This is a genomic window from Myroides sp. TSA_177.3 (assembly GCF_052691955.1).
Window position 1 is genome coordinate 108689 of sequence record NZ_JBQZGD010000001.1, and the last position, 14155, is coordinate 122843.

8 protein-coding genes are annotated in these 14155 nt (G+C 36.6%); 3 read left to right on the top strand and 5 right to left on the bottom strand.

Annotated elements, in window-relative coordinates; genetic code table 11:
• Position 1: 1 nt before the first annotated feature.
• The gene (locus ACUTSE_RS00490; protein WP_445638846.1) at positions 2 to 5497 is read right to left on the bottom strand and encodes an alpha-2-macroglobulin family protein; all 5496 of its coding nucleotides are present in this window, start codon (positions 5495 to 5497) and stop codon (positions 2 to 4) included.
• A 14-nt stretch (positions 5498 to 5511) separates the two neighbouring features.
• Positions 5512 to 5949, bottom strand: a complete 438-nt coding sequence (locus tag ACUTSE_RS00495; RefSeq protein WP_259187736.1) for a nucleoside deaminase — start codon at positions 5947 to 5949, stop codon at positions 5512 to 5514.
• Between the two features lie 227 nt (positions 5950 to 6176).
• On the opposite strand from ACUTSE_RS00495, the gene ACUTSE_RS00500 reads away from it, so the two are divergent.
• From ACUTSE_RS00500 to ACUTSE_RS00510, 3 genes are read left to right on the top strand one after another with little or no spacing between them, the layout of a single operon-like run.
• The gene (locus ACUTSE_RS00500; protein WP_445638847.1) at positions 6177 to 7943 is read left to right on the top strand and encodes a 1-deoxy-D-xylulose-5-phosphate synthase; all 1767 of its coding nucleotides are present in this window, start codon (positions 6177 to 6179) and stop codon (positions 7941 to 7943) included.
• Positions 7927 to 9144, top strand: a complete 1218-nt coding sequence (locus ACUTSE_RS00505) for a DUF3078 domain-containing protein (RefSeq protein ID WP_445638848.1) — start codon at positions 7927 to 7929, stop codon at positions 9142 to 9144. The genes ACUTSE_RS00500 and ACUTSE_RS00505 overlap by 17 nt, the downstream gene beginning before the upstream one ends.
• A 17-nt stretch (positions 9145 to 9161) precedes the next feature.
• The gene (locus tag ACUTSE_RS00510; protein WP_445638849.1) at positions 9162 to 9860 is read left to right on the top strand and encodes a porin family protein; all 699 of its coding nucleotides are present in this window, start codon (positions 9162 to 9164) and stop codon (positions 9858 to 9860) included.
• Positions 9861 to 9872: 12 nt separating this feature from the next.
• On the opposite strand, the gene ACUTSE_RS00515 is transcribed toward ACUTSE_RS00510, so the two are convergent.
• From ACUTSE_RS00515 to rpoN, 3 genes are all read right to left on the bottom strand, one after another.
• Complete coding sequence (locus ACUTSE_RS00515) at positions 9873 to 11864, bottom strand: WG repeat-containing protein (protein ID WP_445638850.1); 1992 nt, start codon at positions 11862 to 11864, stop codon at positions 9873 to 9875.
• An 80-nt stretch (positions 11865 to 11944) separates the two neighbouring features.
• Positions 11945 to 12553 (bottom strand): hypothetical protein, encoded by a 609-nt coding sequence (locus ACUTSE_RS00520; RefSeq protein WP_445638851.1) that lies wholly within the window; start codon positions 12551 to 12553, stop codon positions 11945 to 11947.
• 41 nt (positions 12554 to 12594) lie between these two features.
• Positions 12595 to 14049 (bottom strand): RNA polymerase factor sigma-54, encoded by a 1455-nt coding sequence (gene rpoN / locus ACUTSE_RS00525; protein WP_445638852.1) that lies wholly within the window; start codon positions 14047 to 14049, stop codon positions 12595 to 12597.
• Positions 14050 to 14155 lie beyond the last annotated feature (106 nt).

Here is a 14155-nt window from a genome sequence, read left to right on the forward strand (position 1 = left end):
GTTATTTGATTACTTCTACCCATTGTCCTATTGTGCGACAGCGGTAGGCATTGTCATACATGGCATTGGCTTGTACCCCTGGAAGGTAGTAGTTTCCTAAATACGATGCATTTAATGTCACTTTCAATGTTTTGGTACTATTTGCATTTAATGTAAAATAGAACAGCGAACGATCATCGCGAATATCGGTGTAATCCACTTGATTTTCTGTTCCTCCTGCATCAGTATAACGCAAATTGACAATTTCCCATCCGGAAGGAACAATATGTGTTAAGGCTACGTTTTCAATACTGCGGTTACTTGTATTTGAAATAGTAATATCACAGATAAACTCTGTTCCTTGTTGCAAACTCGCAGGGTTAATTACAAGGCCATTTGTAGCGCGGTACGTCGTTTTAATGGCTAAGTTACTCTGGTCCGCTTGTTCTTGTCCAACAGGTAAAATACCACTCGATGTTAAACGGGCATACAGTACAGCATTACTCTTATTCTGAACCGCTAGGTTATTACTTGATTTGATGTTTTTCAATTCAGCGTGAACCATTGCTTTTGCAGTATTAACGGTTGTTGCTTGTCCGTTATAGGTATAGAGTGTATTAATTCCATCACTTGGCTTGTGTACATTCACATAGCTAGCGATTGCATTTAAAGCATACGCTGTGGTTTGTGTACTCATCCATTGAGAAGATCCCAATTTATTCGCTAGTTCAATAGCGTATTCATGCGTTTTAATCTTATTGCCATTGCTGTACATCATGGTCTCTAAAACCATAGCTAAGTTTCTTTCATAAGAACCGTAGTACGAATAACCTGCAATTTCATCTAAAGAAAGGTTCGCAATTAATTTTTGAGCAGCTTCTTTTTGTCCCGCTAATGCATAGGCAGCAGCCAAACGGAATTTGGTATTCGTAGAGATTCCTTGTGTTTCTCTCAGTCGGTTCATCGAAGCAATATCCGGTTGCCCCGCTAAAGCTAACGTGTATAAACGATATGCTTGTGCGAAATCGGTATTATAGCGCGTATTAGATTTCCATTGACGGGCCATTTTCTGTTGGTAGGAAATCCAGTTGGATTTACTGTTTACCGGAAGTGCGTATCCTTTCTTCTCTGCTTCAAGATAGAAATGTCCAACATAAGACGTTGCCCAATCATCCGCATAGCTATTACCTGGCCAGTACGCAAATCCACCATCAGAGAATTGACGCTGTGCTAAACGTTGGATCCCTTCGTTTACATTGCGCTGGATGCTTTGTTTTTTGCTTTCGTCCAACGTGATTAAATCGCCAAGATAGAGCTGAGGAAATACACCTGAAGTGATTTGCTCTGTACATCCATGTGGGAATGTAATCAAGTAATTCAAACGCGAAGTCAAATTGATATTCGGGAAAGCGGAAAGCTCTAAGGTTGCTTTGTTGCTTCCGGCAATACCAAATGGATTCCAATCTAAGTTTGCTTCACTTTGAGGATCAATACTTACAATTTCTGTACGTGTCGTTACAGGATTTGGATTGAGTACATCCAATTCAATGCTATAGGTTGCTTTTTCTTTTCCGGAAGTTGCTTCAATTTCAATTTTAGAAATCCCTGTTTTATTCGCTACTTCTAGCTCAAAGTAAGCGATTTTTTCATCAGGCTCACTGAATGTCAGTTGTTGAGAGGAAGAACCACTGATTTTGAATTTATCATCTGTTTTTACGGAAATCTGAACGTTTTTAACGTGGTTCTCCATAGCGAACACAGTAACAGGTAGAGTGATTTTTTCTCCTGGAACAGCTCTGCGTGGTAAGGAACCTAGTATCATCAACGGATTATTCACTTTTACCGTTTTATCGGTATTTCCGTAAGCTCTGTTTTCTGTATTTGAAGCTACAATCATGGTTCGAACCGACCCAATATATTTAGGTAGTTTAATTTCGTGAGAAGCAGTCTTTCCTTTTTCTAATGTATGTGGACCAGAGAAAATAACAACCGGTTTAAAGCGGTTGGCTTTCTTCACCTGACCTGCGCCTAAATCTTCATCTCCACCAATACTAAATACTTGGTTGATGGTTCCTCCATAAGCTCCAATGATATAGTCAAAAACATCCCATGTGCGAACACCCAAGGCTGCTTTACTATAGAAATTTTGCCAAGGAGTTGGTGTTTTGAAACGCGTTAGATCTAATAAACCATCTTCAACGATAGCTACTGTATATGTCATTTTGCTTCCATTTTTCTCTTTCACTTTTAAGGTGAATTTTTCTTCTGGACGCAATTTGTCAGGCATGATAATCTCAGGTTCTAACTTAGTTTTTTTGTTGTATACGCTAATGGGTGCAATACCATACAAGCGAATAGGAGCATTATTGATGGTGTAAGCATGCGGTTGAATCAACGTAATATTGATGTAAGCATTTGGTGCCATCGCAGCCGTAGTAGGTAACTCAAACGTCGTTTCTCCTTGTTTGGTTTGTACCCAATGTGTAGATAAAACACTACTGCCACTTTCAACAGAAACTAACGCGCGCCCACCTTCACTTGACGGGAAGGATAGGTTAACTTTTTCGCCTACAGTATATTCTTTTTTATCTGTTGCAATAGAGAGTGCAATAGCATCTTTACCTTCTTTGTGTTTGGTTTTGGCTGACCAATACGGCCAGTCTACATACACCTGTTGAGAAGCAACATGTCCACTGTTTAAATTGGTTAATACAACTTCGTAATTCCCCCAATCTTGTTCCGGAATTTTTAATTCGTATTTCGTTCCTCCTTTTGATGAAGTACTGATTTCATCGGAGCTGTATAAACTATAATACTCTGAAGCATTGTAATTTGATACTCCATACTGGTTAGAGCTCCACCACCAGTATCCTTTTTTTCTATAAACATCTACGCGTACATTTTGACCTAATGCTTTTCCTTCACTATCCACCGTTACAACGGAAAAATCCAACGGTTTATCTGTTTCGTAATACCCGTATTTATTAGCTTCAGGTGCTTTAATCCCTACATAGCTAGCATAAGGAGAGTAGGTCAATGTAGATACATCAGTAGATACATCTCCACCGTTTTCATATACTTTGGTCGTTAAAATTGCTTTTAACATCGCTGAGTTTTCTACTGTATTCTTCAGATTTAAAGCGAAAGAAAAAGCACCGCTTTCACTTGTTCGTCCAGAAAATACATTGATGTCTTCGGTTGCATAAGAAGACAAGCTATTGTTGAAACGATAGTTTGGATACGTTTTAAACGTTGTTTGTTCAGGAAGTAATTTGATTTGTACCTCTGCTTTTAAATTTTTAGCCGTACTTCCTTGTAGCCATTCTACGTTGTAATCAATTTGCTTGTTGTAATAATCAGAAGTAATCACTTTCCCTTCTGCATTATTTTTGATCTTCAAACGATTGGGTTTGATGGTTTCTACTTTGATGCGTTTGTAAAACTTAGCTCCACCTACCTGAATCACCGCTTCCCAGTTCCCTGTTGGTACTTCGGCATCTGTTTTGATTTTAAAGGCATAGTGATTGGCTTCGTTTTTCTTTTGAACCATTTGCTCCGTTACTTTTCCAAACGGATCAGATAACGTCAATTTAATAGGGTGATTTTCGGGTAATGGATTGGCGATATCATCTAAGATGAAACCAATGTGGATGTAATCTCCAGGACGCCAAACGCCGCGTTCAGTATACACATAACCATTCATTCCCTTTTGTAGGGTTGTACCATCTACGTCGTAGTTACTAACAGAAAGCGCATTCGCTTGATCAATCTTAATGTACGTCGTATTATTGTCTTGTTTTGCAATGGCAAAATAAGCTTTGTTCTTGCCTAAATTTACTTTGGCAATTCCTTCATTATCTGTTTTAGCCGTAGCTAGTAATTGTTGTTGATAGCTATAGAATTCAACTGTAGCTCCATTCACAGGGGCTGTCGTTAAAATATTGGTTACAACAGCAGTATATACATTGTCATTTCCTCCTTTTACAATAAGTGCTAAATCACTAGCTAATACATTCGTTGAAGGCATTTGCATATAGTAATAGTAAGCATCAGAACAAGGGTCTTCTTTTTCTTCCCATGGATAGTAACGATAGTAATATTCATATTCATCGTCCTCAGGAGATAATTCTTCTTCCTCCACTTCAATTTCTTCCTCTCCATCTGTTTCACAGTTGATTGCATACGCTTTTTTGAAAGAAAACTTCACATGGTAAATAGCGCCTGGATCAGGTTTGATTAAGGTCGATAAATCCAAGGCATACGCATTCCATCGCAATAGCGCTTTAGGATCAGGATTCGTCAATTCAATCGTTGTTTTAGCAATAGGTGCTGCAACGGTGTATAACGAATACGAACCATCAAGATTATTAGACTGTAAGAATTGTAAAATATTGTTTTGGAATACTTTGTAAACCTTCACATCAACTGCTCTTAAAGAGGTTGCTTTAAAGTTGATTTTTAAATTTTCTGAAGAAGGGAGGATTGTACCATTTTGCAAGAGTTGCACTTCTGGTTTTGGAATAGCAAACGTGATGTTTTCTGTATAGTTATTGCTTAATTTATTGCCATAACTATCGCTGATTCCTTCTTGAACCACTAAGGTTACCTCTTCAGGTAGTGTTTTTTCGCTGTATACTTTGATCAAGTTACCTTCCACCAAAAAAGTAAGAGGTAAACTTTCTAATCCTTGTAAGCGAATTAATCCTTCTAAATTTTGATTCTTTTTGATGGGATTGGAAAAGTTAATAGCAAAAGCGTGATTATCTCCAATCGTTGTTAGTACTTGGTGTACATGGAAGACATCTTTTGCTGGAATATCAAAAGTTTGCGTTGCTTTTTGATCCAATTGAATCGCTTTCGCATCTATCGTTAAGGTCAATTCGCTGCTTTCTTTTTGACGTTTGATTCCGCGAATGATAAAGGGAAATTCCTTTCCTTCTTGTGCATCATTGGTTTGAAAAGAAAGTTCTAGGGCTTGTTTTCCTTGTTGAGCTGTTGCAATCTTTTTAATGGTTTCTGTGCTAATCCAATCACTTGATTTAATCACTCCATTAAGCATGTAGGTATCCTTGTCTGTAGATTGTAAGTCTGCAAATTCAGTAGTAAACTGTTGAGGTACCGTATGCACTAAAAACGAAAAAGTTTGTTGATCTTCTTCTACCTTGGTTAACTTTCCTAAATGAAAAGTAATGTAATATTTCTGGTCTTGTTTCAGTCGTTCTGCAGGTTCAAAACGCAGTGTTTGATTAGCTAAATAGTGTAATTTTCCTTTCACAGCAGGTGAAATGGTGAAAAATTTAGCATCAACTTCCTCTTGATCTTGCCATTCGCCCCAGTTTTTGGTTAAGGCAATATCAATCGGCGATTTGGAGGAAATCATTCCTGTGGTAAAAGCGCTGATGTATTCGCTAAAATCTTTGGGATCCGATAATGGAAAATCCTGTGTAGCGTCTTTTTTACAAGCCTGTAGAAAGGCTAAAAGTAGACACACTACGGTTAATACAATTTTGTTTTTCATAGCTTTTTATAGTTTTATCTTTTTTTCTCAAAAAATGAGCGCATAAGTGCTGCACATTCATCGGCTAAAATTCCAGCAGTCACTTTTGTTTTAGGATGAAGTTGTCCGCCCATTGTTTGAAATCCTCTTTTTTCATCACTTGCTCCCCAGACTACGCGCGAAACTTGACTCCAATATAAGGCGCCTGCACACATCTGGCAAGGTTCTAAAGTTACAAATAAAGTGCATGATTTCAGATATTTAGCATCTAAATAGTTTGCGGCAGAAGAAACTGCTTGCAATTCTGCATGAGCCGTAACATCGTGAAGTAATTCTGTGAGATTATGGCATTTGGCAATAATCTTTTGATCAGAAACAACAATCGCCCCAACGGGAATCTCTCCTTTTTCAAAGGCAATTTGAGCTTCACTTAAAGCAATGCGCATAAAATATTCATCTGTAAAAATATCCATGGTCTCTTTTTATTTCAAGCAAAGTTAAATGAAAAAGGTTTTCCCTTTTAAATAATGTTAAAAAATCACTACAACTAGGGACGAATGCCCATTCGTCTGCGTTGTGCATAGCAATTTTATATACTTGGAATTCCGATAGGAAGCATGGTATTATTTAATTGGATTGGCGTTTGAGTAAAAACAAAGTTGTAATTTTGTCCTTTATATAAAAGAGTAGAAATAGTCGTATGTTATTAGAACAAATCAAAGATCCTTCAGACATTAGACAATTGAGTTTACCTCAGTTGGAAGATTTAGCTGCTGAAATTCGACGATTTATCATTGATATTGTAGCCACGAAAGAAGGACATCTAGGAGCGAGTTTAGGGGTTGTTGAATTGACAATTGCCTTGCATTATGTTTTTGATACACCGAATGATTTATTGGTTTGGGATGTGGGACATCAAGCATACGGACATAAGTTATTAACTGGACGTCAAGCTGATTTTCATACCAATCGACAAAAAGATGGAGTGAGTGGATTTCCCAATCGCTTTGAAAGTATATACGATGCTTTTGGCGTAGGGCATTCATCGACTTCTATTTCTGCTGTTTTAGGTATGGCCATTGCTTCGAAGTTAAAAGGAGAATGCGATAAACAGCATATTGCTGTTATTGGAGATGCTTCTATTGCTGCGGGGATGGCTTTTGAAGGTCTTAATCACGCTGGCGTGAGTGATGCCAATATGTTGGTCATCTTAAATGATAATGCAATTGGAATTGATCCAAGTGTAGGAGCGCTGAAAGATTATTTAACGGCAGTGAAAGAAGGGCGTAATCACAAGCGAAATAACATGATTAAATCCTTGCACTTTGATTATCGCGGTCCTGTAGATGGACATGATTTGAAACAGTTGATTAAGGAGTTAACAAAGTTAAAACAACATCAGGGACCTAAGTTCTTACATGTCATTACGACTAAGGGAAAAGGATTAAAACAAGCAGAAGAAGATCAGGTAAAATATCATGCTCCAGGTAAATTTGATAGTGCAACGGGAGAGCTGATTCGCAAAGAGGAAAAGGAATACCCAGCAAAGTATCAGGATGTTTTCGGGCATACATTAGTAGAACTAGCAGAACAAAACCCGTTAATTGTAGGGATTACACCCGCAATGCCTACGGGAAGTTCAATGAAGTATATGATGGAAGCGTTTCCTGAACGGGCATTAGATGTCGGAATTGCAGAGCAACATGCGGTGACTTTAGCTGCAGGAATGGCGACGCAAGGATTAATCCCATATTGTGCCATTTATTCCACTTTTCTACAACGCGCTTATGATCAGTTAATTCACGATGTAGCACTGCAAAAACTTCCCGTAGTATTTTGCTTGGATCGCGCAGGATTAGTAGGAGAGGACGGTGCAACACATCAAGGCGTTTTTGATTTAGCGTACTTGAACTGTATTCCCAATATGGTGATTGCTGCGCCTTTAGATGAAATAGAATTGCGCAATTTATTATATACAGTTCAATTGGGAATTGATACGCCTTGGGCAATTCGATATCCTAGAGGAAAAGGAGTAAAAGAATCCAATTGGCGAGAAGAATTCAAAAAAGTTAACGTATCAATAACTAAAAATTTAAGAAAAGGCAATAAATTTGCGATGATTTCTACGGGAGTTATTGGCAATAATGTGATAGAAGCCTTTAAAAAATGCGAGACTGAAGATTGGTCACATTATCATTTTATGTTTGTGAAACCATTAAATGAGGAAGAACTACATCATATTTGTCAAACGCATGAACGTATTGTAACCATCGAAGATGGCGCAATAAAAGGAGGCTTTGGAAGTGTGATTGCTCAATTTGTAGCACAGCATTATCCAGGGATTCCAGTTGAAAATTTAGGTGTTCCCGATGTATTCATCGAACATGCAACCGTAAGAGAACAACAAGAAATTTGTGGAATAGACATAGATTCAATTGTTAAATTAATTAGTGAAAGTTTTGAATAAGTTAGGCAAGATTGCTTTTTTTTCTGTATTAAGTTTATCTGGTGTTGGTGCATTAGCCCAAGAGGGACAAACCCCTGCTGGAAATCCTCAACCCAATACACAAGTAGCTCAGGATACGGTAAAAGTTCAAGAGAATCCTTTTAATCCCTTGATGAACTTTTTACCTCGTCAAAATTATGCAGAAGAAGATTTGCTGATGAGCTATATGAATATCGGGAGTAGAGAAGATTTAGGCTTCTTTAAACCAGAGGTTTTTGTGGAACGCAGTAAGCCCAAATACACGCAAATCAAAACAAAGTTTAACCCTCAAATTCAGTTATCTGCTATTCCTGTGAATAATGAAATTATAGGGTACTGGGAGAAAAAGAATAGAGTAGGGTTAGATTTCAATCAAATTGCTTTTGTCAATTGGAGTGCTGGGGGAGATAATTCGATTTCAGGCTTATTAAAAGGATATTTTAGCAGAAAGTATATCAAAGGGCGTTTGATTTGGGATAATGTTTTAAATGTGCGCTACGGTGTAAATAAGCAATCTGATCGAGAGTTGCGTAAGACAGATGATGTTTTAGAACTTAATTCAACCTTTGGTTATAAATCTTCGGTAGCATCCGATTGGTACTATGTTTCTAAATTAAATTTTAGAACTCAGTTTACAGATGGATTTAATTATCCTAATACGGATGATCCCGTTTCAAGATGGTTAGCTCCAGCTTATCTATTTGTCGGGATCGGGGGGGAATATATGGATTCTAAAACAGGAATTAAATACTATATTTCACCTTTAACCTATAAAGCAACGTTTGTTAATGATCAACGCTTAGCAGATCAAGGAGCTTTTGGTGTGGATCAAGCGATCAAAGATGCTGATGGAAATATTCTGAAACACGGAAAACGCTCTAAAGCGGAGGTTGGTTTGTTGGTGAGTACCGAATGGAAGAAAGAAGTATTTACGAATATATTTATTGATACAAAATTGACGTTATATAGTGATTACATTGATCGATTTGGTAATATTGATGTAATGTGGGACTTAAAACTCGATATGAAGGTGAATGATTTTGTACGTGCTAATGTTGGAATTAACTTGATTTACGATGACAACGTAAAAACAAAAGTTGAACGCAACGGTGTACAAGTAATGGAAGGGCCAAAAATTCAATTCAAACAAACACTAGGAGTAGGTCTAGTTTATTCCTTTTAATTTTATAAATTAGTACAATGAAGAATGTCTTTTTACTTGGTTTATGTTGTTTTATATCTTCCTTTTCTTTTGCACAAGAACTAGGAGGAATTGATGAATTGACCAGTAAAAAGGATAGCGTAGCCCTAGACTATAAATATAGAGAAGATCAATTTTACTTCGGTATATCGCATACCTTGATGCAGGGTAAACCTGTTGGTTTTAAAGGAAATTCTGTCTCTTTGGGGATGGATGTTGGTTTCCTGAGGGATTTTCCAATCAATAAAAGTCGCACCATAGCTATTGCTCCAGGTTTTGGATTTTCATATCAAAATTTGCGCAATAACTTCGGACTAGCAGAAGATGGAAGTTATACTACTTTACCAAGTTATAAGAAAAACAGTCTTTCGTTGCATATGTTGGATTTCCCTATTGAATTGCGATGGAGAACTTCTACTCCAGAAAGCCACAAATTTTGGCGTACTTATGTAGGGTTCAAAGCGAGTTATGTTTTGGGAAGTCGTCTTAAAACTTCAACCGATACCTATTCTACAACAGTAAGAGGAGATGATAATATCAACAAATGGTTGTTGGGCATGTACGTAGGAGCTGGATTTAATACGTGGAATTTCTATGCCTACTACGGTTTGAATCCCATTTATAAAGAAGCACCAATCAAGGATGATTCGGAAAAACTTAGGCTCTTTAAAGTAGGAGTTATCTTTTATATTTTATAGTTTTAAAGCAGCTTATTCTTCTATTATCGTAAATTCCTTTTGGTCTATATACAAAATCCATCTACCATTTGTATAACTATAACTTAGATCTTTATAAGTTTGTAAGGGGAATGCAAAAGTACCGTCCATTTTCAGTAAACCAACTTGATTGTCTTTATAGACTAAGGCGTATGCACCACCGTTGAAATCGCTGATTTTATCGTAAATTGGAGGACAAACTAAAGTGCCTTCAGGGGAATATAAACCAAAACTTTGATCTTTTTTGACAATAAAAAACAACAATTTATTTTCTTCTTTATGTATTGCTAGTGTAATAGTAGAATAATGCATCGGAATTATTTGTTGTACCGTTTGTGCTGTCCTATTCACTTTTAGGATACCATAAGTAGAGTCTTGTGCTATTTTGATGAGGTCAGGTTGGTACCAATCATTTTCTATTTGATTATAAATAAAAGGAAGTACAATTTTGCCTTTTAGGTTCATCAGCCCGTATTTCTTTTTCTTTTTCACCCGAAGTAAACCACTAGGTGTTTGAGCGATATAATCATAGGTAATGGGAATTAGGATCTTACCTTTAGAATTAACTAAACCAAATTGGCCGTTTTGCATAACAATAATATAGCCTAGTTGTTTGTCCTCTCCCTTGTATAAGGGTTGTACTTTATCATATTTGGCGGCAACTACTTGCTTTCCCTTTAGGTCATAGGCAACTTCTTTGTTATCGTATGTTTGTGCCTTCAAAAATGTAACGGGATACTCATACCCATATCCTTGAATAAGTGTTACATTTTGGTATATAGAAGGGACTAGTATATTTCCTTTTCTATCTATTGCTCCATATTGGTATGCTTCAGGGTTTTCAAGTAGACTGAAGAGATTGTTTGGTCCTCTTTTTTTATGTGCATAATAGTTGCGTCGAAGTTCAGAGTAATATTCTCGAGATTTGTTTTTTTCTCTCGCTTGGATGAGAATGGCTATTCCATAATCGTCTAAATAATCGTCTTCAATCGTCATAAATATGGGAGGGGCTATGATTTGCCCAGTTTTTGGATATGCCAATCCTACCCCCGTCTTTGTATATATACTAGCAAGATCTTTGTGACTAGTAGGATGATGAAAAATTTGGTTATACTCAGTGGTTAAGGTTTGTTTATTCTGAAAGTTAACGGCTCCATATAAGCGATTTTTAAATGCTTTATTAAGTGAATCACTATATTGAAATACAAGAGCATAACCATGTTCGAAACTAGACTCCATTTCATCGTAGTCAGGTGAAACTAAAATATTTCCAGCTCGATCCATTACGCCGTATTTACCATTCAAACGAACGCGTATGTAGGGCGTTTTAAAGTCTGGTTTGATTTCATCATAGATAGGTGGTACTACAACAGAACCACTTTTGTGAGCAAAACCTTTCTTGTTTCCTAATGTGGTTATTACATATTCTTTAGAGCCTATATCGAAAGTGTCGAAAATAGTTACTTGATCGTAGTTGATAGGTAGCATTATCTCTCCCTTTGGGTTGATATAACCATATTTGTTATTTTGTCCTACTAAAGGATAAGATGAGTTGGAATTAATATGAATCAGGTCATAGATGGGGGATAGTGGTTTGCCTTCTGAATCAAATAACTGCATTCCTTCTTCCGATTCTGCGATTATTAAGTCGAGGTAAAAAGGTGTCTTAATGTTTTTGTATACGGATGGAATAATTTGTTTACCTGTTTTGTCAATAACTCCAATTTTACCTCCTTCATTGACTGTGGTATAGTCAGTACCTTCAAAGGGTAAGGCTAGAAAACCATATCGTTTTACTAAATCTATATCATCATATATGATGGGAGTAATAGGACTTCCTAAACTATCGATTAAACCATACTTGTTGTGTTGAGAAACAAGAAAAAGTCCGTGCTCAAGTTTATATTCAATACAAATGGAATCAAGTGGGGCATTTTGTGCCTGTACGCCTAAAGAAAATAATAAATATAAGAGAATCCTTTTCATCTGTTTGGGTTCAAAAGGTTGAATTTTCGGAAAAGGTATTCTTTTTTTATCAATTAAATAATGAATGTATAAAAATAAGATTATTGTAAAAGCATCCAACACAAAATTTGAGGAACAATTCCAATTAATCCACCTAGAATAACTTCATACGAGGTATGTGCACGTAAAAATAAACGAGCACTAGCGGTTATTCCCGTAATTAATATACAGCCAATAACTAGAATTAAAGCAGGTGTTTTTTGGTGGATAAGCAACAGGATGAGAAACGTTAATCCTGCAGTTAATAAAGTAGTGTGAACACTGAATTTTTGTTTCAAAAATGCGCCAAGCAACAAGAGAGAATACGATCCAATTAAGCCCCAAAAATAAATCTTCAGTTCATACGCACTGTTGTTGTACAAAACAAGTGATTTAAGCGTATAAAGCAGTAAAATATTAATGGCAAAAGGAAAGATACGCTCTTTGGTTTCATTGACCATTACACTAGATTTAAGAATGCGCAAGGAACGCATCAAATAGTAAATGGAAATGGGAATGAAAAAAGTAACAATGGCTACTTGACTGAGAATAATAGACAGTTCTAAAGGTGTAAAATAATAGTACTGAATAAGAAAGTACAACCCAACAGTTTGTAAAGGAACCAAAATAGGATGAAAAAGATAGGAAACAAGTTGAGCTAATTTTTTCATGATGGCCTACCGCAAGGTTAGTGAATGGTTTGTATTTCTAATTAAATTTTCTTTCTCATTCGAGCGACTGGAATGTCCAATTGTTCTCTGTATTTTGCAATGGTTCTTCGAGCAATAGGGTACCCTTTTTCTTTCAATAATTCCGCAATTTTATCATCGGGATACGGTTTCTTTTTATCCTCCTCCATGATGATATTTTCTAGAATCTTCTTGATTTCAATCGTAGATACTTCTTCTCCTTGATCATTCATCATTGCTTCTGAAAAGAAATTCTTGATCAATTTAGTACCATAAGGTGTTTCAACGTATTTACTATTAGCAACACGTGAAATCGTAGAGATATCCAACCCAACTAAATCAGCAATGTCTTTTAGAATCATTGGCTTAAGTTTGGTCTCATCTCCCGTTAAAAAATATTCTTGTTGATAGTGTATAATAGCACTCATGGTAACATAAAGCGTTTCATGACGTTGTTTGATGGCGTCAATGAACCACTTCGCTCCATCTAACTTTTGTTTGATGAATTGAACCGCATCTTTTTGAGAAGCACTAGCTTGTGTAGAATCTTTATACGTCTGTAACATCTCTTGATAATCGCGAGAGACGTGGAGCTCAGGTGCATTTCTATTGTTTAAGGATAATTCGATTTCACCATCGACAATTTTGATGGTAAAATCGGGAATCACCTGTTCTATAAAGCGATTAGACCCTGTGAAAGCTCCTCCTGGTTTCGGATTGAGTTTCTCAATTTCATCAATGGCTTTGCGCAATTGATCTTTGGTAATATTATAACGCGTTAAGAGCTTGTCATAATGTTTTTTAGTGAAGGCATCGAATTGATTCTCAATGATGTCTTTGGCTATTGTAATAGCATCCGTAGGTGTTTTGTGTTTCAATTGCAACAATAAACACTCTTGTAGATCACGTGCACCTACGCCAATTGGCTCAAGTTCATGAACAATGCTCAAGATATTTTCCACCGTTTCTAAATCGGTGTAAATCCCTTGAGTAAAGGCTAAGTCATCCACAATGTCTTGTACATCACGACGGATATATCCCATTTCATCAATACTACCCACTAAGAATTCCGCAATGGCTCTATCGTGGTCAGAAAGGATGAAGGTATTGAGTTGATTGATTAGATTTTGATGAAAGGATTCTGTAGCAATTATTGGTGCTTCATAATCATCATCATCAGAACTGTAATTATTCGCCTGTAATTTGTAATCAGGAATTTCATCATCGCTGAGGTAGTCATCAATATTGATGTCCTCTGTGTCAATGCGTTCATTGTCAAAGTCGTCAAAATCATTGTCTAAACTATCGAAGTCGTCCCCTGTTTCTTCTTTCCCTGTTTCCAAGGCAGGATTTTCAATTAGTTCTTCTTTCAGCCTTTGTTCAAAGGCTAAAGTAGGCAATTGAATCAGCTTCATCAACTGGATTTGCTGAGGAGATAATTTTTGAGATAATTTAAGCTGTAAACTTTGTTTTAGCATGCTAAATAAAATTAACGAAATAAAAATGTTTACTTTTAATCGGTATTCCCTCTAAATTAAAGAAAAAATACGATAAAAGTAAACATTTGAAGGGTTTCTTTCTATG

Bases quoted from the DNA above. Each gene is read 5' to 3' on its own strand.
- ACUTSE_RS00490 (WP_445638846.1), bottom strand. From the start codon at position 5,497: ATGAAAAACAAAATTGTATTAACCGTAGTGTGTCTACTTTTAGCCTTT.
- ACUTSE_RS00495 (WP_259187736.1), bottom strand. From the start codon at position 5,949: ATGGATATTTTTACAGATGAATATTTTATGCGCATTGCTTTAAGTGAA.
- ACUTSE_RS00500 (WP_445638847.1), top strand. From the start codon at position 6,177: ATGTTATTAGAACAAATCAAAGATCCTTCAGACATTAGACAATTGAGT.
- ACUTSE_RS00510 (WP_445638849.1), top strand. From the start codon at position 9,162: ATGAAGAATGTCTTTTTACTTGGTTTATGTTGTTTTATATCTTCCTTT.
- ACUTSE_RS00515 (WP_445638850.1), bottom strand. From the start codon at position 11,864: ATGAAAAGGATTCTCTTATATTTATTATTTTCTTTAGGCGTACAGGCA.
- ACUTSE_RS00520 (WP_445638851.1), bottom strand. From the start codon at position 12,553: ATGAAAAAATTAGCTCAACTTGTTTCCTATCTTTTTCATCCTATTTTG.
- rpoN (WP_445638852.1), bottom strand. From the start codon at position 14,049: ATGCTAAAACAAAGTTTACAGCTTAAATTATCTCAAAAATTATCTCCT.